General features: G+C 71.4%; 19 protein-coding genes. 9 read left to right on the forward strand and 10 right to left on the reverse strand.

Annotated features, from left to right (window positions below):
• Window positions 1–37 precede the first annotated feature (37 nt).
• The 4 genes from IEZ03_RS10610 to IEZ03_RS10625 form a co-directional block, all read right to left on the reverse strand.
• Entirely contained in the window at window positions 38–493 is a 456-nt protein-coding gene (locus tag IEZ03_RS10610) for a GNAT family N-acetyltransferase (protein WP_184888698.1), read from the reverse strand.
• 359 nt (window positions 494–852) lie between these two features.
• Entirely contained in the window at window positions 853–2,250 is a 1,398-nt protein-coding gene (locus IEZ03_RS10615) for an HNH endonuclease signature motif containing protein (RefSeq protein WP_184888696.1), read from the reverse strand.
• A gap of 209 nt (window positions 2,251–2,459) precedes the next feature.
• Entirely contained in the window at window positions 2,460–2,660 is a 201-nt protein-coding gene (locus tag IEZ03_RS10620; RefSeq protein WP_184888694.1) for a DUF397 domain-containing protein, read from the reverse strand.
• Window positions 2,657–3,580, reverse strand: a complete 924-nt coding sequence (locus tag IEZ03_RS10625) for a helix-turn-helix domain-containing protein (RefSeq protein ID WP_184888692.1) — start codon at window positions 3,578–3,580, stop codon at window positions 2,657–2,659. Before IEZ03_RS10625 ends, IEZ03_RS10620 begins: the two co-directional genes overlap by 4 nt.
• Here IEZ03_RS10625 and IEZ03_RS10630 point away from each other — a divergent pair.
• Both IEZ03_RS10630 and IEZ03_RS10635 read left to right on the forward strand, forming a co-directional pair.
• Window positions 3,563–4,081, forward strand: a complete 519-nt coding sequence (locus IEZ03_RS10630; protein ID WP_184888690.1) for an ATP-binding protein — start codon at window positions 3,563–3,565, stop codon at window positions 4,079–4,081. The genes IEZ03_RS10625 and IEZ03_RS10630 overlap by 18 nt on opposite strands.
• Window positions 4,082–4,137: 56 nt before the next feature.
• Window positions 4,138–4,875, forward strand: a complete 738-nt coding sequence (locus IEZ03_RS10635) for a hypothetical protein (protein ID WP_184888689.1) — start codon at window positions 4,138–4,140, stop codon at window positions 4,873–4,875.
• A 204-nt stretch (window positions 4,876–5,079) separates the two neighbouring features.
• On the opposite strand, the gene IEZ03_RS10640 is transcribed toward IEZ03_RS10635, so the two are convergent.
• Complete coding sequence (locus IEZ03_RS10640) at window positions 5,080–6,744, reverse strand: LLM class flavin-dependent oxidoreductase (RefSeq protein WP_221480888.1); 1,665 nt, start codon at window positions 6,742–6,744, stop codon at window positions 5,080–5,082.
• A 195-nt stretch (window positions 6,745–6,939) separates the two neighbouring features.
• Between IEZ03_RS10640 and IEZ03_RS10645 the strand changes: the two genes are divergently transcribed.
• Window positions 6,940–7,974: a CaiB/BaiF CoA transferase family protein gene (locus tag IEZ03_RS10645; RefSeq protein WP_184888685.1), complete on the forward strand. Its 1,035-nt coding sequence runs from the start codon at window positions 6,940–6,942 to the stop codon at window positions 7,972–7,974.
• Window positions 7,975–8,016: 42 nt separating this feature from the next.
• Window positions 8,017–10,935, forward strand: coding sequence for a helix-turn-helix transcriptional regulator (locus IEZ03_RS38695; protein WP_308427957.1), 2,919 nt, complete (start codon window positions 8,017–8,019; stop codon window positions 10,933–10,935).
• A 297-nt stretch (window positions 10,936–11,232) separates the two neighbouring features.
• Here IEZ03_RS38695 and IEZ03_RS10655 read toward each other — a convergent pair whose 3' ends face one another.
• Entirely contained in the window at window positions 11,233–12,063 is an 831-nt protein-coding gene (locus IEZ03_RS10655; protein ID WP_184888683.1) for a class I SAM-dependent methyltransferase, read from the reverse strand.
• Between the two features lie 248 nt (window positions 12,064–12,311).
• Window positions 12,312–14,291, reverse strand: a complete 1,980-nt coding sequence (locus tag IEZ03_RS10660; RefSeq protein ID WP_184888680.1) for an acyl-CoA dehydrogenase family protein — start codon at window positions 14,289–14,291, stop codon at window positions 12,312–12,314.
• Between the two features lie 209 nt (window positions 14,292–14,500).
• Between IEZ03_RS10660 and IEZ03_RS38530 the strand changes: the two genes are divergently transcribed.
• The gene (locus tag IEZ03_RS38530) at window positions 14,501–15,259 is read left to right on the forward strand and encodes an IclR family transcriptional regulator (protein ID WP_184888678.1); all 759 of its coding nucleotides are present in this window, start codon (window positions 14,501–14,503) and stop codon (window positions 15,257–15,259) included.
• Between the two features lie 102 nt (window positions 15,260–15,361).
• Here the strand turns inward: IEZ03_RS38530 and IEZ03_RS10670 are convergent, their stop codons facing one another.
• Both IEZ03_RS10670 and IEZ03_RS10675 read right to left on the reverse strand, forming a co-directional pair.
• Entirely contained in the window at window positions 15,362–16,396 is a 1,035-nt protein-coding gene (locus IEZ03_RS10670) for an ABC-2 membrane transporter-related protein (protein ID WP_184888676.1), read from the reverse strand.
• Complete coding sequence (locus IEZ03_RS10675) at window positions 16,393–17,364, reverse strand: ABC transporter ATP-binding protein (RefSeq protein WP_184888674.1); 972 nt, start codon at window positions 17,362–17,364, stop codon at window positions 16,393–16,395. Before IEZ03_RS10675 ends, IEZ03_RS10670 begins: the two co-directional genes overlap by 4 nt.
• A 72-nt stretch (window positions 17,365–17,436) precedes the next feature.
• Here IEZ03_RS10675 and IEZ03_RS10680 point away from each other — a divergent pair, with 72 nt between their 5' ends.
• Complete coding sequence (locus IEZ03_RS10680; protein ID WP_184888672.1) at window positions 17,437–18,648, forward strand: RNA-guided endonuclease InsQ/TnpB family protein; 1,212 nt, start codon at window positions 17,437–17,439, stop codon at window positions 18,646–18,648.
• A 14-nt stretch (window positions 18,649–18,662) separates the two neighbouring features.
• On the opposite strand, the gene IEZ03_RS10685 is transcribed toward IEZ03_RS10680, so the two are convergent.
• Window positions 18,663–19,067, reverse strand: a complete 405-nt coding sequence (locus IEZ03_RS10685) for a GntR family transcriptional regulator (protein ID WP_132044376.1) — start codon at window positions 19,065–19,067, stop codon at window positions 18,663–18,665.
• Between the two features lie 107 nt (window positions 19,068–19,174).
• On the opposite strand from IEZ03_RS10685, the gene deoC reads away from it, so the two are divergent.
• Genes deoC through IEZ03_RS10700 form a run of 3 tightly spaced genes read left to right on the forward strand, consistent with a single transcriptional unit; the run spans window position 19,175 to window position 22,412 of the window.
• On the forward strand, window positions 19,175–20,104 hold the full coding sequence (deoC, locus tag IEZ03_RS10690) for a deoxyribose-phosphate aldolase (RefSeq protein WP_184888669.1): 930 nt from the start codon (window positions 19,175–19,177) through the stop codon (window positions 20,102–20,104).
• A gap of 3 nt (window positions 20,105–20,107) precedes the next feature.
• Entirely contained in the window at window positions 20,108–21,550 is a 1,443-nt protein-coding gene (locus IEZ03_RS10695) for an aldehyde dehydrogenase family protein (RefSeq protein WP_221480887.1), read from the forward strand.
• Window positions 21,543–22,412, forward strand: a complete 870-nt coding sequence (locus IEZ03_RS10700) for an aldehyde dehydrogenase family protein (RefSeq protein WP_184888667.1) — start codon at window positions 21,543–21,545, stop codon at window positions 22,410–22,412. Before IEZ03_RS10695 ends, IEZ03_RS10700 begins: the two co-directional genes overlap by 8 nt.
• Window positions 22,413–22,433 lie beyond the last annotated feature (21 nt).

Consider the following 22,433-nt stretch of genomic DNA (forward strand, 5'->3'; position numbering starts at 1 on the left):
AACCGCGACACCCGTCACGCGAACGATTTCCGGGGCGTCAGAGCGATCGCGTCATGAACACGCTGTTGGGGTCGGGCTTGTAGTCCGCGAAGGGCTCGCAGTAGGTGAAACCGAACCGTTCGTACAGCTTCCTGGCGGGGAGGAAGAACTCGGCCGAGCCGGTCTCCAGGCTCAGCCGGGCGAACCCCATGCGCTTCGCCTCGGTGAGGACGTGTTCCAGCAGCAGTGACGCGATCCCGCTCCGCTTGCGCCGCGGTGTCGTGCGCATCGACTTCAGTTCGGCGTGGGCGGCGTCCAGCCTCTTGATGGCCCCGCAGCCCACCACCGAACCGCCGTCCATCACCGACCAGAACGTGACGTCCGGCGCGCGAAGGGCTTCGAGGTCGAGGGCGTGCTTGCTCTCCAGCGGCGTGATGGACCGCATCTCCTGGACGTGTTCCTGGAGAAAGCCGGCGATCTGCGTGCCGGACAGGTCGTCAACGATGATGTTCATCCCGCTCCTCCGGCACTTCGGCACCCTGCGCATCTACGGTCCAAGTATTCCGCGACAAGCGCTCCTTCGTCCCGGCCGGCCGCCTGACCCATGCCGCACGGTGGTCGACCAACGTGGCAGCGACAACCCAGCTGATCAGCGCAGTACGAAGTGGAGAGGCCGAGCGAAGGGGAGAGACCGAGCGAACAGTAGACGCTCCCTGAAGACTGGGAGAACTAGTCGCTCCTCCCTTGTTGACGGGCCTGGCGCGCGTATCCGGGATGCTGCGTTCCCGGGATGCTGCGTTCCCGGGATGCTGCGTTCCCGGGATGCTGCGTGTTCAGACGATCCCCACAAGTATGTTCCGGGGCGGTAGGCGTTCAGGGGCCGGCGGATTGCCGGGATCCTCGCAAGGAGGTGCGGGGTTGTGCGGTGGGGGGTCTTGCCATGGGGAGTCTTGTCCGTTGGGGGCGTGGGGCATGGGGACGAGGTTGCGGGCGGGTTCCCGTCGGGCGGGAAGGTAGAGACGCCGGTTTCTGCTGCCAGGGGCTCGCGGTGCTGGACGGTGAGCGGTGGCCGCGGGTGTGCCGGGGGCGCGGGAGCCGGTAGGTGTAGTGGCCGTCGTCGTTTCGGGTGATGTGGATGCGGTCGGGGTTGGCTGCCTTCCACCGGTTGTGCCATCCGCAGGTCAGGGTGAGCTTGTCGATGTCGGTGGGGCTGTGGCCGAGGGACCAGCCGTGCACATGGTCGACCTCGCACAGCGTGCCGGGAACCTCGCATTCCTGAACGGCGCACGTCGGATAGAGGGTTTCCAGGACGCGGCGCTGGCCTGGAGTGGCGAACCGTTCTCGGTACCCGAGGTAGAGCGGCAGGTGACCGCGCCCCAGCAATAGCGGCGATACCCCGGCGGCCAAAGCGATGCGGCGGGCCTGGGCGGCGGGGATCGGGGTGCCGTCGCTGAGGCGGGCCGGGGCGGTGCCGCCGGTAAGGGTGTCCAGGTCACAGATGACGGTGACCTTTGTGGCCTTGTGCCCACCGGCCAAGGCCCCGGTAAGGGCTGCCGCCATGCGTTCGGGCAGGTCACGGTCGTCCTCGGTGCCGGCGGGTTTGGCCAAGGGTGCGAGGGTGCCGTCCCAGATGGCGGCGTCTTCGGCGTTCAGCCAGCCCTTGATGTAGCGGCCGCCGTCCAGGGAGCGGGTGGAGTCGATCCAGGACCGCTCGTACCCGCGACGGGAGTCGGGGTCGGGGGTTTCGGTACCGTCGCGCTCGGCGATCAGGTCGGTGATCCGATGACCGAACGCGGCGACCTTCCCGGCGGAATGGCCCTGCTCGACCAGGTCGAGCAGGATGTTCTCGGCCGCCGCGCAATCCTCCTCGTCCAGCCGGGTGACCGCACCGGCGATGGTGGAGGCATACCCGTAGGAGAGGTCCCCGCTCGCCAGCCGCGCGGCGACAACGGGAAGGCGGTGGAGTTGGCGGGCGAGAGCGATGCGTTCCTTCGCGCGGGCCTCCCGCATTCCCAGCCGGATCCGCAGCCAGCTCCGTACGGACGGGTAGCCCCAGCGGCGTAGTTGCCCGGACGCGTCCACCCGCCTGATCAGGCTGGCCAGCGCGCTTTCATGGAGGTCGATGGTGCGGCCGAGCGTCTCGGCGTCCCGCAGGCAGGCCGCTGCCGGACCGTCGTCCGGGCGCTGGGCGAGTTCGGCCGCGATCAACGCCGCCGCATCCACCAGCTCGCTGGTGGACATCGACGCCACGTCGTTCTCGCTCGAACACATGACACAATGCTATCGAACAACTCCGGACCGTGTTCGCAATCGCACGGATGTTCGAGGTGACAATATTAAGACCCGATCGATAGCCCGCCCGCGATACCGGGGCGTTTGGGCAGGTGCGGCCATGGATGGACGGACGGCGTGTGACGGGGCTCGGCCACCGAGCGGCAGAGACCCCCCGGGAAGATCGTCTGGGGGGTTGAGGGGTGGGGTCAGCGGTCGAGTTCGCCGGTCTTGATGCGGGCGACGAGACGAGTGAGGGCGGGGCGGTCGAGCCGGAGGGCGGGCCCGGTCGGGTCGGTGCTGTCGCGCACGGCGATGGTGGTGTCGAGGCAGGCCAGTTCGATGCAGGTACCGCCCTCCTGACTGCTGTGGCTGCTCTTGCGCCACGCAGCGCGCTCCGTATCTTTCACAGGCCCTCCATGACCTCGCGGATCAGATTCTGTGAGGCTACATCCGTGAGAGCGGAGCCGACGATCAAGTCCCACAGCCGTCGGAGCTCCGCCACCCGAGGGGCCGGTTCGATCACCCGGCCGGTGCCGCCCGCGCTCTCCACGAATGCGATCTCGGGATCGTCATCCAATGTGAACAGGGTGAAACCTGCCGCGGGGAAGACCTGAGCGCCGTCCGGGACGACCAGAATGTTGATGTAGGGCTCGTTGGAGAGCTCCAGGACGCGAGCGAGTTGGGCCTTGGTGATCTCTCTGTCGCCGACCTCTTTCCGGATCACCGACTCGAGCATGACGATCACCACCCACGGAGGCTCCTTCCTCTCCAGGACGCGTTGACGGTTCATGCGGGCGTCGACCGCCAGGTCGATGGTATTCACGTGCTGACCAGGGCTGAGGACTGCGCGAGCGTACTCTTCGATCTGCAACAGACCGGTGACGACGACCGGTTCGTAGACGCGGATCGAGTTGGCGCCGCTCTCCAGATCGGCGTAGGGGCGGAAGAAGGTCGGGATGCCCTCCTTGGCGGCGAGGGGCTGGAGCTCCTGGAAGGTGTCGCCAGTGCCGAAGTGGGCGTCGATGTGCTCGGCGAGCTGCGGGGACGGGGCTTGGGCGGCGGTCTCCACTTTGGAGATGGTGTCGTTCGAGTAGCCGATCGCCTCCGCGAGCTGGGCTTGGGAAAGTCCGGCTTCGTCCCGAAGCTTCCTGAGTTTTGCCCCGAAGAGTGCCGCGGTTGACTCGGTCGGGTCGAGTCGCTTCCGATTCACCACGAGTTGCCCTCCGCAAGTATCGAATTCGATAAAGCCGATCCCACTTCCGACGATAACCAGAAGCTTCCACGATGTGTGGCGGATCGCATACGTCGAGTGACGGAAGAGGTGCACGGCATGATCGTCGGACGAGATCACAGAAAGGGCGAATTCGACATATCGGACTCCTTGCTTCGGGTGGAGAGAACGGCGGCAGGGCCCCGGGCCTTGCGGCGGGGATTCCTGGCCCTGCCGGACGTCGTCCAGCAGGGTCGTCTGATCGTCGAATCGCAGGTGCTGCAATGGGGGCTCGCGGAGGAGACGGCGGAGGACGCGGTGCTCATCGCGTCGGAACTGCTCACGAACGCGGTGCGGGCCACGCCTCACCAGCCGATCGCGTTGCGGATGGCTCTCGCGGGTGACGGGCTCCGGGTGGAGGTGTGGGACTCCTCGCCGGAGAGGCCACGGGTGTCCACGCCCGATCTGTCGATGCCCGAAGAAGCACCCGCGGATGACGCTCCCGACCCCGGTGGCTGGGGGATGAGAATTGTCGCTTCTCTGGCTCGGGAACACGGCGTCCGGACGGAGTTCGAGGGGAAGAGCGTCTGGGCGGTGTTGAAGGCAGAGCGGCGGTAGGGAACCGTTGGCGGTGCGGTTACCCCGCCTTGCCCGCCGGGGGGAATGCCTCACTCGTGGGGGAGTGGTTCACACGGGAGATCGCGGACGCCGGGCGGCTCCGGCTGTTCTGCTTCCTGGTCGCGTTCATCGCCGGGTTCCTGTTCATCCGGTTCAGCGTGCGGATGATCCGGCGGCAGGTGCGGTGGTGGCCGGGGAACGTCACGCCGGGCGGGCAGCACATCCATCACGCGGTGTTCGGCCTCGTGTTCATGTGCGTGGGCGGCGTTGGCGGGCTGACCATCGACGACGGGTCGTCCGGGCTGGCGGCGGCCGCCGCGGCCCTGTTCGGGCTCGGCGCCGCCCTGGTGCTGGACGAGTTCGCGCTCGTGTTCTACCTGCGGGACGTCTACTGGAGCGAGAAGGGCCGGCTGTCGGTCGAGGTCGTGTTCATCACCGTCGCCCTGTCCGGGCTGCTGCTGCTCGGGCTGCACCCGGTGGGACTGGACGACGCGGCCGGCGACGGCCTGTGGGGCATCGCCCTCGCCCTCCTGTTCAACGTGGCCGTCGCCGTGATCGCCCTGCTCAAGGGCAAGATCTGGACCGGCGTCCTCGGGCTCTTCATCGGGGTGGTCGCGCTGGTCGGCGCGGTGCGGCTCGCGCGCCCGGACTCGCCCTGGGCGCGGCGCCGGTACGCGCCGGGCTCCCGGAAGGAGCGGTGGGCGCGCAACCGCGAGCGCCGGTACCGGCGGCCCGTGCAGCGGCTCGGCGACCGGCTGAGCGACCTGGTCGCCGGACGCCCGTCCGCCAAGTAGCCGGGCCGCCGGCCGGTAACGGCCGCCGCGCTCGCCGGAGGCGTCCCGCTGCTCGACCGTGGGAGGGCTTCCGGCGGGAGGAACGGCGATGGTGAGACCGCGAAGCCGTCCGGTGCCGTACTGACTTTTTTCGAACCGGACCCGGGGTGCGGGCGTCTCACCTCTGGGTGGTCGTGGACGTCGGGGGACCACGGCCACCCGCCATCAGTAGGGGGACGGCCCGCCGAACATCTCGCTGAGCCGCGGCGCGAGCTCGAAATCACCGCTCAGCTCCAGGCGGCCGTCCATGAGAAGCGACGCCGGATTCGCGTCTCCGGCGAGAATACGCAGGAAATCGGCCGTAGCCACACTGAGCGTGAGCGCAGGATCCTTCGCGGGCCCTTGGCGAGCGCGGGCGCGCGTCTTGCCGATGCCGAGCGTCCAGACGGCCTCCCCGTCCGCACGGCTCAGACGGAATTCCAGCTCACCGGTGAACCCGCCCGACGCGGACGGGTCGTAGGCACGGGCCATCCCGGCGAAGAACACGCGTTGCGCCGCGGGGCCGAACCGGCGTTCGATCTGCGCGTCGGAACGGCCGTGCACGAGCTTGTAGAAGCCCTGCCGGAACCTTCTGCGGCCCGCGGCGCGGATGTCCTCGACCGGCCGCCGGCCGCGGGAGGCGCGGGCGACCTCCGCCTCCTCGTCGATGCGGTAGCCGGGCGGGCTCGTCCGGGCCGGTTTCCGGCGCGCGAGCGCGGCCTCGATGGCGGGGGCCAGCCGCTCCGCCTTGGCGGCCTCCCGCTCCTCCCGCCCCTCGGTGAAATGCGGAAGCACCGCCTTCCCGAACAACTCCAGGCTCTCGCAGATGTGCTCGTGCTCGTTCGGGCCCGCCTGCAGCACGAAGGAGACCTGGTCGACCCCGACCGATTCGTAACGCCGGACCAGGTCGACGACCTGCTCGGGCGTCCCCACCGCGCCGCGCAGCGAGCCGACGTTGACGTTGAGGGTCCCGGCGTTGGCGATGATCTGCTCCCGGGACAGACCGCGCGAGGCGCGCCGCTCCAGGAACTCCTGCCACACGTCCGTGCGCCCCGGATCGTGCGGCGTGGACCCGTAGTAGTGCGCGAGGGCGAACGCGAAGAAATGCGCGCCGTCGATGCCGCGCTCGATCGCGGTGGCCTCGTCCTCGTGCAGCATCATCGGCAGGACGACGGTCACGTTCGGGTTCACCGCGAACCCCGCCGGGACGCATTCGTCCGACTCGATGATGCGGTAGTACTCGTCCACCCATCTGCCCGCGTCCTCGGGCTCCACGAAGGAGAACGAAAGGGCGCCGATCCCGTTCCGCGCGGCGAACTGGATCGTCTCCCGGCGCGAGCACGCCACCCAGAGCGGCGGGTGGGGTTTCTGGACGGTCTTCGGCAGCACGTTCCGCGGCGGCATCCGGATGTCGGGCGAGTTCCACCCCGCGAACGGCTCCTCCACGAACATCCTGGTGATGGCGTCGATCGCGTCCTGCCACTGCGCCCGCTTGTCGGTGCGCCGCACCCCGAACCCGCCGAGCTCCGCGCTGGAACTGGCCTCGCCCGTCCCGAAGTCGACGCGCCCGTTGGACACGAGGTCGAGCGTCGCGATCCGCTCGGCGATCCGCGCGGGATGGTTCACAGCGGGCGGCAGCTGCACGATGCCGTGCCCGAGCCGAATCCGTTTTGTCCGCTGCGAAGCGGCCCCGAGAAACACCTCCGGCGCCGAAGAATGCGAGTACTCCTCAAGGAAGTGGTGCTCGACCTCCCACACATAGTCGAACCCCACCCGATCGGCGATCTCCACCTGGTCGAGCGCGTCCTGGTAGAGCCTCAGCTCCTGCCCGTCACTCCAAGGCCGCGGCAACTGGTGCTCGTAGAAGACTGAGAACCTAATCCCAACCACCTCCCGGTATGGGATCGGGTGGCGCCGCCCGCCGTCACCCGGTCGCCCTGCGAGCCAGCCTCACCCCGATTGGACGTCACGTCAACAACGAGCAAGCGTTCGCTTGACGGGGCGTCGCCGGGGCGGCACCGTGATGCGGGACGGTGGAGGAGGGGCATGGGGCTGCTGGACGGGCTGCGGGTTCTGGATCTGACGATGTGGCGGCCCGGTCCGTACGCGACCCAGCTGCTCGCCCAGCTCGGGGCGGACGTGATCAAGGTGGAGCCGCCGGGCGGGGAGCCGATGCGGATGTTCCGGAGCCATTTCGACGTCCTCAACCGGCACAAGCGCAGCATGGTGCTCGACCTCAAGTCCGAGGACGGGCTCGCGCGGTGCCTGGAGCTCGCCGGGGGAGCAGAGGTGTTCGTTGAGGGGTTCCGGCCGGGCGTCGCCGACCGGCTCGGTGTGGGGTATGCGGCGCTGCGCGAACTCAACCCCGCGCTCGTCTACTGCTCGATCTCCGGCTACGGCGCCGATGGGCCGTTGTCGGACGTTCCCGGGCACGACATCAACTACCGCGCGTACGCGGGTGCGCTGCCGCCGGACGCCGTGTCGCCGGAGGCCGACGAGCTTCCGGTGGCGGACATGGCCGCCGCGACGATGGCCGCCTTCGCGGTCACCGCGGCCTGCATGAAGGCGCGGGCCACCGGGGCCGGCGACCGGATCGACCTCGGGATGGCGGACGTCCTCGCGCACTGGGTCGGCACCGTCCCGGAGGCGACGCGGCGGTCGGGGGCGGGGCCCGTGCCCGGCTACGGCGTCTACCCGACGAAGGACGGCCAGAAGATCACGCTCGGGGTGGTCTCCGAAGACCGGCTCTGGAAGGCGACGTGCCACGCCCTCGGGATCGGCGAGCACGCGGACGTTCCCTTCGTCGAGCGGCTGGGCAGGATCGGGGAGCTGGACGGGGCCGTGACCGCGGCGGTGGCGAAGCTCACCCGGGCGGAGGCCGTCGAGCTGCTGACCGCGGCCGGTGCGCCCGTCGCTCCGGTGCTGTCGCACGCCGAGATGCTGGGCCTCGACCACTTCCGGCGGCGTGCGGTGCAGGAGGAGGGGCCGGTGCGGACGACCGTCCACCCGCCGCTGCCCGAAGGCCCCGTCGCCGGGCCGGACGAGCATCGCGGGCAGACCTGGCGGAGTCGCACGGCCTGAAATTCAGGTGGATATGTCCGGCCCGTTTGGCATGCTGGGGACGTGAGCCCACGTGCGATGAGTCCCGTCCTGGTCGGCAGATCCGCCGAGCTGGCGGAGCTGGAGGACGCGCTCGCCGCCGCACCCGGGGCCGTGCTCATCGGCGGTGACGCCGGTGTCGGCAAGACCCGGCTGATCCGCGAGTACGCCCGGTCCGTGGACGGCCGCGCCCGGGTGCTCGCCGGCGGCTGCCTGGAACTCGGCTCCGACGGCCTGCCGTTCGCGCCGTTCACGACCGTCCTGCGCGACCTCGTCCGCGACATCGGCACCGACGGGGTCGCCGGGCTCGTGCCGCGCGGCGACACCGGCGGCCTCGCCCGGCTGCTGCCCGAGTTCGGGGAGCCGGAGAGCGACGCCGCGTCCGGTGAGGAGCGCGCGCGCCTGTTCGAGGTCATGCTCACGCTGCTGGAGCGGCTGGCCGAGCGCGGTCCGGTCGTGCTGGTCGTGGAGGACGCGCACTGGGCCGACCGCTCCACCCGCGACCTGCTGGCCTTCCTGATCCGCAACCTCGGCACCGCGCCGATCCTGATCGTCGTGACGTACCGGTCGGACGAGCTGCACCGCAGCCATCCGCTGCGCCCGCTGCTCGCCGGGCTGGAGCGGGTCGACCGGGTCCGGCGCGCGGAGATCGCGCCGCTGACCCGCGCGGACATCGCCGCGCTCGTGACCGAGCTGCTCGGCGGGACGCCGCCGCACGGGCTGGTCGACCGGATCGCCGTGCGCAGCGAGGGCAACCCGCTGTTCATCGAGGCGCTGCTCGACGACGACGGCACGCTGGCGAGCGAGCTGCCCGAGTCGCTGCGCGACCTGCTGCTCGCCGGCGTGCAGCGGCTCCCGGACGAGACGCAGGACGTGCTGCGCGACGCGAGCGGCGGCGGCACCCGCATCGAGCACGCGCTGCTGTCGGCGGTCACCGGCCTCGGCGACGGCGGGCTGACCCGCGCGCTGCGCCCCGCCGTCGCCGCGAACGTCCTCGTGGTGGACGGCGACGGCTACGCGTTCCGGCACGCGCTGATCCGCGAGGTCATCCACGACGACCTGCTGCCGGGCGAGCACACGCGGCTTCACCGCCGCTACGCCGAGGCGCTGGAGAACGACCCCGGGCTCGTGCCGTCCGGGCGGCTATGGGTCGAGCTGAGCCACCACTGGAAGTCCGCCCACGACAGCACGTGGGCGCTGGCCGCGTCGTGGCGGGCCGCCGCCGACGCGCGCAAAGCCCTCGCCTACGCCGAATGCCTGGCGATGCTGTCGCGGGTCCTCGAACTGTGGGACCGGGTCCCGGACGCGGCCGAGCGCATCGGCGCCGACCACGTCACCGTCCTGGAGCAGGCCGCGGCCGCCGCGGACGAGGCGGGCGAGTACGACCGCGGCATCAAGCTCGTCACCGCCGCGCTGCGCGAGGTCGAGGCGGTCCAGGAGCGGGGCGGCGGCCACGATCCGGCCCGCGTGGCGATGCTGCTCGAACTGCGCGGGCGCATGCGGTACCAGATGGCGCGCCCGGGTTTCGTCGAGGACCTGCGGTCCGCCGTGGCGATGCTGCCGGTCGACCCGCCGACGGCGCTGCGCGCGCGGGCGCTGTCCACGCTGGGGAACTACGTCCGCCTCACCCCCGAGATCGACGAGGCGCGCAACGCGGCGGCCGAGGCGCTCGCGGTCGCCCGCGCGCTGGGCGACCCGGTCACCGAGGCCGAGGCGCTGATCACCCGGTTCTGCGCCGACGTCGACTACCTCGACGAGGAAGACCTCGCCGAGATCGACCGGACGGCGGTCAGCACCGGCGACCAGCGGGTCCTGCTGCGCTTCCACGTGATCAAGTCGCATTTCCTGGAGGGCGCGGGACGGCACGAGGAGGCCGCCGCGGTCGCCGGGCGCGGCATCGAGCTCGCCCGCGAGTACGGCGTGGCCCGCACGCAGGGGACGTTCCTGTCCATCAACCAGGCCGAGCCGCTGGTCTCGCTCGGCCGGTGGGACGAGGCGACCGCCGTGCTGAACCAGGCGATGGAGCAGGATCCGGCCGTGACGACCAGGACGTCGCTGCTCGTCCTGTCCGGCTGGCTCGCGCTGGCGCGCGGCGACCTGGCCACCGCGCGGAAGCGGCTGGTCGGCTCCCGCGAGATCATGAACCTCAAGATGAAGTGGCTGAAGACCCAGGACTACTTCGCCACCCTCTGGCTGGAGGCCAACGTGGCCCTTGCGGAGGGACGTCCCGAGGCCGGGCTGGACGCGGTGCGTCCCGTCCTCGACCACGCCGGCCTTCCCGACGACGCCCGCTACGCGTGGCCCGCGCTGGTCACCGGCGCGTCGATCTGCGCCGAGCTAGGCGATGCCGCGGCCGACGACCTGCGGCGCATCGAGGAACGCGCCGCCGGGCTCAACGTCCTCGGCCCGCTGCAGAAGGCGCACCGGCTGACGTTCGCCGCCGAGGCGGCCCGCGCCCGCGGCGTCCTCGACTTCGCCGCGTGGGAGGAGGCCGCGGCGGCGTGGGAGGCGCTCGGCAACCCGTACCGCCGGGCGTGTGCGCTGCTCAACGCCGCGCGGGCCGCGCTGGCGGACGGCGACCACGACGCGGCGGCGGCCCGGCTGCGCACCGCGGAGGAGCTGGCGGACGGCCTCGGCGCAGTCCCGCTCGGCGAACGCGTCGCCGACCTGCTGCGCCGCACCCGCACCGCCCGCGGCGGCGAGTCCGCGGCGCCGCTGGGGCTGACGCCGCGCGAGTACGAGGTGCTGCGCCTGGTCGCGGAGGGCCGCAGCAACCGCGACATCGCCGAGGCGCTGTTCATCTCGGTGAAGACCGCCAGCGTGCACGTGTCCAACATCCTCGGGAAGCTGGACGTGGCCAACCGCGGGGAGGCCGCGGCGACCGCGCACCGCCTGTCGCTGTTCGCCGTCCCGGCCGGGCGGAACGGCACCCCGGTCGGCTGATCGGTCGGCTGATTCGGTGGCGGGGATCTCCCCTCCGCAGGACCCCCGCCCCCGAACCGTCGGACCACACGGGAACTTCGTGGCCGGCCTTCGCGGTGACGTCCCGCGGAAGCAGGCGGTGCTCCGCCGCCCGGAGAGGCGGCCCGTCATCGTTCCGGCCACTGCACAGTTTCGCGGTCGGGGGGCGTGCGGTGTTGGACGACATACCGTTCGCGGGGCTGGAAGAAAGCGACGGGGAAGGGTCACGTTCCGTGACCCTTCCCCGTTCCGGCCAATCCGGCCGTGCCTGCGGGTGCGTCAGCGCGGCACGCGGGCGACGCAGAACACCGTCTGCCCGAACGGCGGCTTGACCACGCGCTCGATGGTGCGGGTGAGCGGCACGACCGTCCGGTCGTAGATCTTGACGAGCTTCGGGTCCGGGTAGCCGGCGCCGCCCCGGCGGACCGCGAACCACCAGGCGATCCCGCCCAGGAAGTTGATCGGCTTGAGCACCTCGGGGACGAGGCCCGCCGCGCGGACCGACGCCTCCAGCGTCTTCGGCGTGTAGCGGGTGACGTGCCCGACCTTGCGGTCGAAGTCCCCGTAGAGCTGCATGTAGCCGGGCACCCAGATGACGATCCGGCCGCCGGGCTCGGTGACGGCGGCGAGGTCGCGCAGCGCCTGGACGTCGTCCTTGATGTGCTCCAGGACGTTCATCATCACGACGGTGTCGACCTTCCGCCGGATCGCGATGTCGGCGGGCAGCGCCAGGTCGATGACCTCGACGTCCTCGCTGCCGTCGTAGCGCTTGCGCAGCTCGCCGACGCAGTACGGGTCGTTGTCGCTGACGACGAGGTAGTCGAGGCGCCCGGCGAACTGCTCGGAGAAGTGCCCGAGCCCCGAGCCGACCTCCAGCATGGACCGCCCGACGTGCGGCGCGACGGTCTCGTACTCGTACTTGCGGTAGTTGCGGGCCTCGTCCCCGCCGAGGTGGTTCTCCAGCGCGCCCTCTCCGGCGGCGGGCTGGACGACGTCCCCGTCCGCGCCTCCCCCCGGCGGCGCCGGCGCGGCGCCGGCGCTCTTCGGCTTGCTGCCGACGAGGTTGAGGAGGGTTCCTGCGATGGACTTCTTCTGACCAGGTGAATGCATTACTTCCCGCTCGCTGGGTGCGTGGGCGCTCGGATTCTCGCTCGCCGGATCGAATGACCTGATCCGCTCGGACGGTCCGATCTCTGGCGCGAAGCCGGGCCAGTCTACCCAGGCGCGGGCGGCCGACGCCCCGCGGTGACCGCGCGCCGCCCGCCGCACGCCGCGCGCGGGCACGTCCGCCCTGGTCAACCGCCCTGGTCAGCCGCCCGGCCCGGCCGCCGGCCCGGCTGCCCGGCCCGGAAGCCCGGTCAGCCGATGGTGCGGTGGACGTCCTCCTTCTCGCTCGGACCCGGCTCGGACGGCGCGATCCACGGCCCGGGGATGGACGGGTCGAGCACGCCCTCCTCCACCCAGGCGAAGTCGCCCTTGAGGACGGCGCGGGCCAGTTTCGCGTCCATCGCGTCGGTGTTGCGCCAGAGCCCGTCGAACAGTTCCTCGACCCGGACGCGCGACTGCCGGCAGAAGGCGTCCGCGAGCAGCACGGCCGACTTACCGGGCGCCGTGGCGGGACCCTCGCCGCCCGCCCCGGCGCTCGCGAGCGGGCCGTCCGCGGACGAGTCGGCCTGCGCCCGGACGCACACCGCGCTCATCGCGTACAGCTCGGCCCCGATGTCGACCATCCGGGCGAGGAAGCCCTGCTTGCGCTCCAGCCCGCCCTGCCAGCGTCCCGACGCGTAGAAGATCGACCGGGCCAGCTTGCGGGAGGACCGCTCGACGAACCGCAGGTGCCGCGCCAGCGCCCCGAACTCGGCGTACGACTTCGGGCGCTGCCCGGCCCCGGTGACCAGCGTCGGCAGCCAGCGCGCGTAGAACCCGCCCGCCTTCGCCGCCGCCCGCGCCTTCTTCCCCGCGGACGCCTCCGGGTCGATGATGTCGCCGGCGACCGACAGGTGCGCGTCCACCGCCTCCCGGGCGATCAGCAGGTGCATGATCTCGGTGGAGCCCTCGAAGATCCGGTTGATCCGCAGGTCGCGGTACAGCTGCTCGGCGGGCACCCCGCGCTCGCCGCGCGCCGCGAGCGACTCGGCCGTCTCGTAGCCGCGGCCGCCGCGCAGCTGGATCAGCTCGTCGGCGGCGCGGCACGCCATCTCCGACGACCACAGCTTCGCCAGCGCCGCCTCGATCCGGATGTCGTTGCGCTCGTCGTCGGCGAGCTGGCTGGACAGGTCGAGCATCGCCTCCATCGCGTACGCGGTCGCCGCGATGAACGCGATCTTGCGGGAGACGGCCTCGTGCTCGCCGACCGGCCGGCCCCACTGCACCCGCTCCCGGGACCACTCCCGCGCGATCTTGGCGGCCCACTTGCCGCTCGCCGCGCAGATCGCGGGCAGCGAGAGCCGCCCGGTGTTGAGGGTGGTCAGCGCGACCTTGAGGCCCGCGCCCTCCTTGCCGATCAGGTTCGCCTTGGGGACGCGGACGTCGTGGAACCGGGTGACGCCGTTCTCGATGCCGCGCAGCCCCATGAACGCGTTGCGGTTCTCGACGGTGATGCCGGGCGTGGCCATGTCCACGACGAACGCGGAGATGCCGCCGCGGTGCCCGTCCTGCTTCGGGACGCGCGCCATGACGACGACGAGGTCGGCGACGACGCCGTTGGTCGTCCACAGCTTGACGCCGTCGAGGACGTACTCGTCGCCGTCGGGGACGGCGGTGGCGCGCAGCCGGGCCGGGTCGGAGCCGACGTCGGGCTCGGTGAGCAGGAACGCGCTGACCTGGCGGGCGCAGCGCGGCAGCCACTCGTCCTTCTGCTCCGGCGTCCCGAACATCTTGATCGGCTGCGGGACGCCGATGGACTGGTGCGCCGACAGCAGCGCGGCGAGCGCCGGGCTGACCGACCCGGCGACCATCAGCGCCCGCCCGTAGTAGAGCTGGCTGAGGCCGAGGCCGCCGTACTTCTCGGGGATCTTCATGCCGAGCGCGCCGAGTTCGCGCAGGCCCGCGATGACGTCGTCCGGGATCCGCGCCTCCCGCTCGATCAGCGCCGGGTCGATCTTCGTGGCGCAGAACTCGGTGAGCCGGGCGAGGAACTCCTCGCCCTTGCCACAGGCCTCGTCGTCCGGCCGCGGATGCGGGTGGACGAGGTCGAGGCGGAAGTCCCCGAGGAAGAGCTGCTTGCCGAAGCTCGGCAGCCGCCACTCGGTCTCCCGCGCCTCCTCGGCGACCTTCCGTGCGGTCCGCTCGTCCACGTGCGCGGGCCGGTCGGCGCGCGCGGGTCTTGTCTGGCTCATGCGTCCTCCTCGGGCGGGTCCTCGGATGCGCCATGGCTCCGCCCCGAAGTTACGCCCCGGTCGTACTTCTGAGTAGTCCCGTACATGTGAGCGCCCATTCCCCAGGCCGTATCGGGAAACCCTCCGCACGCGCACGTCAGGAGTGATCCAATGGGACGACCGTCGCCGAGGCCTTGACCGAACCAGGCCAGAGGGGTTCGCTGTGGGTAATGGATGAGACACGCAAACCCACACTCATCGCATCGGTGCAGCGCGCCCTGCGGCTCATGGAAGTGGTCGCGGCACGTCCGAGCGGCGCGCCCGCCAAGCAGCTCGCGCGAGAGGCGAGGCTGCCCCTCGCCACCACCTACCACCTGCTGCGCACCCTCGCGCACGAGGGCTACGCGACGCGCCTGCCGGACGGCGTCTGGGTGCTGGGCGAGCGGGTCGAGGCGCTGCACGGGCAGAGCAGGGCGCAGCAACTGCTGGCGCGCATCCGCCCCACCCTGATGGACCTGCGGGACGAGCTGGGCGTCGCGGCGTACTTCAGCATGCACATGGACGACGAGATCCGCCTGATCGACATCGCCGACGGCCCGCGCGCCCCGCGGGTCGACGTCTGGGTCGGCTTCGAGGACGCCGCGCACGCCACCGCGATCGGCAAGTGCGTGCTCAGCCAGTTCGACGAGGAGCGCCGCCGCGACTACCTGGCGCGGCACCCGCTCGTCGACCTGACCCCGCACACCATCACCGACCCCGGCCGGCTGTTCCGGTCCCTCGAATCGCCGGGCGGCCTGCAGTACGACCGCGAGGAGTACGCCCTCGGCACCGCCTGCGCCGCCGTCCCGGTCACCGACGCCACCGGCACCATCGTCGGCGCCCTCGCCATCTCCTGCCGCCCCGCCAAGCTCGCCAGGGTCGAGCGCTCCGCCCACCGGATGCGCGCGACCGCCGACGAGATCCAGCGCACGCTGACGCTGACCCCCTGACGTCCCGGCCAGAGTGACGCTGGACGGCGTCGCCGTGACCGGTGCGTCCACGATGTGGGGCGTGGGACGCGCGAACGACGCACCGGTGGCGGTCAGCGACTTCTAGGAGATGCGGCGGCGCGTCCAGTAGAAGCAGAACCCCGTCAGCCCCAGGGTGAGAACGGCGAACAGCCCCGTCTCGGCCCACTGGAGCGGCCAGAAGCGATCGGCGGGGTGGTAGACCACGTACTGCTTGTAGCCCTGCTGCGCGAACGCGTCGAAGCATTCCTGCGCCGGTCCGGGGGGCGCGTCCGAGCCCGGCCTGGGTCCCGGCGGTGCGCACGGGCCCGCGCCGATGGAGGCGGGCAGCTTCTCGACCTTGCGGCCGGACGCGTCGACGGTGTGGTTCTCGAGCGTCCAGGTCCCGGCCCCCGCCTGGGTCCGCACGGTCAGGCTGTCGTTGTGCAGCATCAGCGAGTCCAGGTTGCCGGACGTGATCGCGACGGCGCCGCGCTCCGGCGGGATGAGGTGCGGGCGGACCCACAGCGGCACCGCGACCTGGACGGCGGCGAACACCGCGAGCGTGATCGCCATGGCCGGCAGGGTGCGGCGGACGAGCACCCCGACGGTGACGCCGAGCGCGAACGCGAACGCCGCGTAGCCGACCGGGGCGATGCCGTGCGCGTCGAACAGCAGCGGCATGATCCGCGAGGAGCGGGGCGCCGCGGCCGCGGCGAGGGGGTCGGACCACCGGTCCACGGCGAAGACGGCGATCCCCGCGGCCGCCATGGAGGCCAGCCCGACGAGGCCGACCTTGACGGCCAGCCAGCGGGTGCGCGTCACGCTCTGGTTCCAGGCGAGGCGGTGCGTTCCCGCCTCGATCTCCCGGGCGATCAGGGGCGCGCCCCAGAAGACGCCGACGAGGCCCGGAAGGCCGACCACGATGGCGAGCAGCGCGCCGTAGAGGGCCTGGTGCTTGATGACGAACTGCCGGGCGAACTCCTCGCACGCGTTGTCGGTGGCGCAGGACGCGGTCCCGGCGGCGTACTCGTCCGCGAGGCCCGGCCCGGTGATCAACAGGGCGGCGCCGAGCACGGCGAGGCCGGCGAACACGACCGCGCCCTGGAGGCGGAACTGCCGGAGCGTCAGCCAGATCATCGGATCGCCTCCAGGCTCGGACGGGACGGGGAGGAGGCCATGTAGGCCAGGACGAGGTCTTCCAGCCCGACCTGGCCGACCGTCCAGGCGGGGTCGTGGATCGGCCCGTCCGTCCGGACGATGAGGGTGCTCTGCCGGTCGGTGTGGCTCTCGGACACGACCTCCTGGCCGGCGGGCAGGGTCGCCGGGTCGCGGCGCGGCCCGGTCAGCCGGTGGTGGGCGGCGAGCAGGTCGTCGACGTCCCCGGCCACCCGGACGCGGGACTCGACGAGCACGACCAGGTAGTCGCAGGTCCGCTCCAGGTCCATGACCAAGTGGGAGGAGAGCACGACGCTGAGCGAGTGCTCGACCGCGGCCTCCATCAGGCCCTGCAGGAACTCGCGGCGGGCCAGCGGGTCGAGCGCGGCGACCGGTTCGTCCAGCACCAGTAACCGAGGGCGTTTGGCGATGCCGAGCGTGAGGGCCAGCTGGGCGCGCTGCCCGCCGGACAGCTTCCCGGCCTTGCGCGCGGGGTCCAGGCCGAGCCGCTCGATGCGGTCCCGGGCGAGGGCGTCGTCCCAGCCCGGGTTGAGCCGCGCGCCGAGCTTCAGGTGCTCGGCGACGGTCAGCCCGGCGTAGGTGGGCGTGTCCTGGGCGACGTACCCGACCTTGGCGAGCTGCTCCGGCCCGCTCGCGGGGCGTCCGCCCAGGACCCGGATGCCGCCCGCGGTCGGCGTGAGCTGGCCGACCGCCAGGTTCAGCAGCGTCGTCTTCCCGGCGCCGTTCGGCCCGACCAGGCCGATGACCCGTCCCGCCGGGAGGTCGAGTGTGCAGTCGGAGAGCGCCCAGCGCTTCCCGTATCTCTTGCCCAGGCCCTCGGCCTGCAGCGCGGTGGTGCATCGGGCTCTCCTTGCGGAAACCCCTGCCTTCAGGCGGGGGAGGAAACGGACTCCTGCGGAGCAGGAGATGGCAGGGCGATCCGCCGTCATGGTGGAGCGCCGTTCACCGCTCTTCTTGCGAAACGGCCGCGGCCGCATACCCGTATCGCTAGGTTGCCGGGTATGGCGCGGCAGGTGAAGCGGGCTTTCCGGTACCGCTTCCACCCCACAGGCGAGCAGGCGGCCGAACTGGCCCGCACGTTCGGTTGTGTCCGGCTGGTCTACAACAAGGCGCTGGCCGAACGCACCCGCGCCTGGCGCACCGAGCAGCGGCGCATTTCGTATGTGCAGTCCTCGGCCGCGTTGACGGCGTGGAAGAAGACCGACGAGCTGGGGTTCTTGAACGAGGTGTCGTCGGTGCCGTTGCAGCAGGTACTGCGGCACCTGCAGACCGCGTTCACCAACTTCTTCGCCGGTCGTGCGAGGTATCCGCGGTTCAAGGCCCGTAAGAAGTCGCGGGCGTCGGCGGAATACACCCGCTCGGCGTTTCGGTGGCGCGACGGCGAGCTGACGCTGGCCAGGATGTCCGAGCCGCTGGCGATCGTGTGGTCGCGTCCGCTGCCGGACGGGGCGCAGCCGTCCACGGTGACCATCTCCCGGGACGGGGCGGGCCGTTGGTTCTGCTCGATCCTGTGCACCGACATCATCGCGCCCCTGGCCCCGGTTAAGGCGGCCGTGGGCGTGGACGTCGGGATCACCTCGCTGGTGACCCTGTCGACCGGGGAGAAGATCACCAACCCTCGGCATGAGCGCCGCGACCGTGAACGTCTGGCCAGGGCACAGCGGGATCTGTCCCGCAAGGCCCCCGGGTCGGCCAACCGGGACAAGGCCCGCATCCGGGTGGCGCGGATCCATGCCCGTATCGCCGACCGGCGGCGGGATTTTCTGCACAAGCTGTCGACTCGGCTCGTCCACGAGAACCAAGTGGTCGTGATCGAGAACCTCAACGTCGCAGGGATGGTCGGTAACCACGGCCTGGCGCGTGCGATCTCGGATGCGGCGTGGCGGCAGTTGCGGATGATGCTGGAGTACAAGGCCGGCTGGTACGGCCGCGACCTGGTGGTGGTCGACCGGTGGTTGCCCTCCTCCAAGACGTGCTCGCGGTGCGGGATCGTCCGCGAGGGCATGCCGCTGGATGTGCGGGAGTGGGAGTGCGGCGGGTGCGGTTCCCGGCACGACCGGGACGTCAACGCCGCACGCAACATCGTGGCCGCCGGGCTGGCGGTGTCGGCCTGTGGAGCCGATGTCAGACCTCGACGGGAGTCCTCCCGAGCGGGGCAGTCGGCAATGAAGCAGGAAACCCAACCGGCAACGGTCGGAAATCCCCGCCTTTAGGGCGCGGGAGGAAGTCAAGCTATGTCCTCCTGTGCGGCGGACCGAAAGGTCGTCATGAACAGCGCCTCGATGCTCTCGTCGTCCAGCCCGGCGAGCCGTGCCTTGGCCAGCCAGCGCTGCAGGTCCTTGCGGAGCGGGCCGTGCGCGGCGAGCGAGTCGCCGGCCAGCGTCCGCGTCACGAACGTCCCCACGCCCGGACGCGGCGCGACGAGGCCCTCGTGCTCCAGCTCCCGGTAAGCCTTGAGCACGGTGTTCGGGTTGATCGCGAGCTGCGCCACCACGTCCTTGACGGTGGGGAGCTGGTCGCCCACCCGCAGCAGACCGAGCCGCAGCGCGTGCTTCACCTGCCGGACGAGCTGCATGTAGGGCGACACCCCGGACCCGGAGTCCAGATGGAACTCGATCACCGGCACCTCCATTTAACTAGGATGCTAGTACTTTAGGCATCTGGTACTCCCCGATGTCAACCTGGAAACGGATTGGTGGGCGTTTTGTGCCTGGGGCGTAGTTCGGCGATGCTGGGGGCGTGTCAACGGAGACTCTTAGCGGCGCCGCCGAGTTGCGCGCCCAACTGCACGGGCTGCCGGGCGTGGACCGGGTCGGCGCCGAGGAGCGGGCCGCGCGCCTGGCGACCCGGTCGATCAAGACGACGGCCAAGGCCGCGGCGATCGACCTGGCGATCTCGATGGTGGACCTGACCACGCTGGAAGGCGCGGACACCGCCGGGAAGGTGCGGGCGCTGTGCGCCAAGGCCGCGCATCCGGACCCGGCCGACGCGTCGGTGCCGCGGGTGGCGGCGGTGTGCGTCTACTCCGACCTGGTCGGCGTCGCCGTCCGGGCGCTGGAGGGGACGGGCATCGGCGTCGCGAGCGTGGCGACCTCGTTCCCGTCGGGGCGGGCGCCGCTGGAGGCGAAGCTCGCCGACACCCGCGCGGCGGTCGCCGCGGGCGCGGCGGAGATCGACATGGTGATCGACCGGGGCGCGTTCCTGTCCGGCGACTACACCAAGGTCTTCGAGGAGATCGTCGCGGTCAAGGAGACCTGCGGCGACGCGCACCTGAAGGTGATCCTGGAGACCGGGGAACTGGCCACGCTCGACAACGTGCGGCGCGCCTCGTGGCTCGCGATGCGGGCCGGCGCGGACTTCATCAAGACCTCCACCGGGAAGGTGTCGCCCGCGGCGACGCTCCCGGTGACGCTGGTGATGCTGGAGGCGGTCCGCGACTTCCGGGCGGCCACGGGACGGCAGGTCGGCGTCAAGCCGGCGGGCGGGATCCGCACCACCAAGGACGCGATCAAGTACCTGGTGCTGGTGAACGAGACCGCCGGGCCGGACTGGCTGACGCCCGAATGGTTCCGGCTCGGGGCGTCCAGCGTGCTGAACGACCTGCTGATGCAGCGCCGCAAGCTGGCCACCGGGGTGTACTCCGGTCCCGACTACTTCACCCTGGACTGAGCGATGGCTTCCGAGAACATCTTCGAGTACGCGCCCGCGCCCGAGTCCCGCTCCGTCGTCGACATCCGCGGCTCCTACGGGCTGTTCGTCGACGGCGAGTTCACCGACGGGCACGGCGAGCCGTTCAAGACGATCAACCCCGCCGACGAGACCGTCCTCGCCGACGTCGCCTGCGCGGACGAGGCGGACGTCGACCGCGCCGTCAAGGCCGCCCGCCGCGCGTTCGACGAGGTGTGGGGGCCGATGCCGGGGCGCGAGCGCGCCAAGTACCTGTACCGGATCGCCCGGATCGTCCAGGAGCGCTCGCGGGAGCTGGCGGTGCTGGAGTCGATCGACAACGGCAAGCCGATCCGCGAGTCGCGGGACGTGGACCTGCCGCTGGTCGCCGCGCACTTCTTCTACTACGCCGGTTGGGCCGACAAGCTGCGGCACGCCGGGTTCGGGGACGACCCGAAACCCCTGGGCGTGGCGGGCCAGGTGATCCCCTGGAACTTCCCGCTGCTGATGCTGGCCTGGAAGATCGCCCCCGCGCTGGCCTGCGGCAACACCGTCGTGCTCAAGCCCGCCGAGACGACCCCGCTGACGGCGCTGCTGTTCGCCGACATCTGCCGCCAGGCCGAGCTGCCGCCGGGCGTCGTCAACATCGTCACCGGCGCGGGGGAGACCGGCCGCGCGCTCGTCGCGCACGACGGGATCGACAAGGTCGCCTTCACCGGCTCGACCGAGGTCGGGCGGCAGATCGCCCGGGTCGTCGCCGGGACGCGGAAGAAGCTCACCCTGGAACTCGGGGGCAAGGCCGCCAACATCGTGTTCGACGACGCCGCGCTCGACCAGGCCGTCGAGGGCATCGTGAACGGCATCTTCTTCAACCAGGGCCACGTGTGCTGCGCGGGGTCGCGGCTGCTGGTCCAGGAGTCGGTCGCCGGGGAGCTGCTGGAGCGGCTGAAGGCCCGGATGGCGACGCTGCGGATCGGGGACCCGCTCGACAAGAACACCGACGTCGGCGCGATCAACTCCGCCGCGCAGCTCGCCAAGATCCGGGAGCTGTCCGACGCGGGCGAGCGGGAGGGCGCGGCGCGCTGGTCGCCGCCCTGCGAACTGCCCGCCCAGGGGTTCTGGTTCGCGCCCACGGTCTTCACCGACGTCGCGCAGTCGCACCGGATCGCGCGGGAGGAGATCTTCGGGCCCGTCCTCTCGGTGCTGACGTTCCGGACGCCGGAGGAGGCCGTGACCAAGGCCAACAACACGCCCTACGGGCTCTCCGCCGGGATCTGGACGGAGAAGGGCTCGCAGATCCTCTGGACGGCGCAGCGGCTCCGCGCCGGCGTGGTCTGGGCCAACACCTTCAACAAGTTCGATCCGGCCTCCCCGTTCGGCGGCTACAAGGAATCGGGGTTCGGCCGCGAGGGCGGACGCCACGGACTGGAGGGCTACCTCAGTGCCTGACAAGACAGGATCCGAGCGTCTCGCCGTGCGCAAGACCTACAAGCTGTTCATCGGCGGTGCGTTCCCCCGTTCCGAATCCGGCAGGTCGTACGTGGTCACCGATGCCAAGGACCGTTTCGTCGCCAACGCGTCCCGCGCGTCCCGCAAGGACGCCCGCGACGCGGTCTCCGCGGCCCGCAAGGCGTTCCCCGGCTGGTCGGGCCGGACCGCCTACAACCGCGGCCAGATCCTCTACCGCGTCGCCGAGATGCTCGAAGGGCGGCGCGACCAGTTCGTGGCCGAACTCCGCCAGACGGGCCTCAGCAAGTCGCAGGCCGCCGCCGAGGCGGACGCCGCCGTCGACCGGTGGGTCTGGTACGCGGGCTGGGCCGACAAGATCACCGCGGTCGCCGGCTCGGCGAACCCGGTGTCCGGCCCGTTCTTCAACTTCTCCACGCCCGAGCCGACCGGCGTCGTCGCCGTCGTCGCGCCCGACTCGCCGCTGCTCGGCCTCGTGTCGGTGGTGGCCCCGGTGATCGTGTCCGGGAACACCGCCGTCGTGGTCGCGTCCGAACCGGCGCCCCTGCCGGCGATCACGCTGGCCGAGGTGCTGGCCACGTCCGACCTGCCCGGCGGCGTGGTCAACGTCCTGACCGGGCACCGCGCCGAACTCGCGCCGTGGCTCGCCGACCACATGGACGTCAACGCCGTCGACCTCACCGGGGCGGCGCCCGGGGACGTCCCGGACCTGGAGGAGCGCGCCGCGGGGAACCTCAAGCGCGTCCTGCGCCCGGACGGCGCCGCCTGGACCGCGGAGCCGGGAACCGCCCGGCTGACCGCGTTCCTGGAGACCAAGACCGTCTGGCATCCCGTGGGCGTCTGATCTCGGATGACGCTGCGTGTG

It is taken from the genome of Actinomadura livida (genome assembly GCF_014648675.1).
Taxonomy (GTDB): Bacteria; Actinomycetota; Actinomycetes; order Streptosporangiales; family Streptosporangiaceae; genus Spirillospora; species Spirillospora livida.

Excerpts from the sequence above, each read along its gene's own strand:
- IEZ03_RS10685 (WP_132044376.1), bottom strand. The coding sequence starts at position 19,067 with ATGGAGGTGCCGGTGATCGAGTTCCATCTGGACTCCGGGTCCGGGGTG.
- IEZ03_RS10680 (WP_184888672.1), top strand. The coding sequence starts at position 17,437 with ATGGCGCGGCAGGTGAAGCGGGCTTTCCGGTACCGCTTCCACCCCACA.
- IEZ03_RS38530 (WP_184888678.1), top strand. The coding sequence starts at position 14,501 with ATGGATGAGACACGCAAACCCACACTCATCGCATCGGTGCAGCGCGCC.
- IEZ03_RS10615 (WP_184888696.1), bottom strand. The coding sequence starts at position 2,250 with ATGTGTTCGAGCGAGAACGACGTGGCGTCGATGTCCACCAGCGAGCTG.
- IEZ03_RS10645 (WP_184888685.1), top strand. The coding sequence starts at position 6,940 with ATGGGGCTGCTGGACGGGCTGCGGGTTCTGGATCTGACGATGTGGCGG.
- IEZ03_RS10660 (WP_184888680.1), bottom strand. The coding sequence starts at position 14,291 with ATGAGCCAGACAAGACCCGCGCGCGCCGACCGGCCCGCGCACGTGGAC.
- IEZ03_RS10675 (WP_184888674.1), bottom strand. The coding sequence starts at position 17,364 with ATGACGGCGGATCGCCCTGCCATCTCCTGCTCCGCAGGAGTCCGTTTC.
- IEZ03_RS10695 (WP_221480887.1), top strand. The coding sequence starts at position 20,108 with ATGGCTTCCGAGAACATCTTCGAGTACGCGCCCGCGCCCGAGTCCCGC.
- IEZ03_RS10655 (WP_184888683.1), bottom strand. The coding sequence starts at position 12,063 with ATGCATTCACCTGGTCAGAAGAAGTCCATCGCAGGAACCCTCCTCAAC.
- IEZ03_RS10610 (WP_184888698.1), bottom strand. The coding sequence starts at position 493 with ATGAACATCATCGTTGACGACCTGTCCGGCACGCAGATCGCCGGCTTT.
- IEZ03_RS10670 (WP_184888676.1), bottom strand. The coding sequence starts at position 16,396 with ATGATCTGGCTGACGCTCCGGCAGTTCCGCCTCCAGGGCGCGGTCGTG.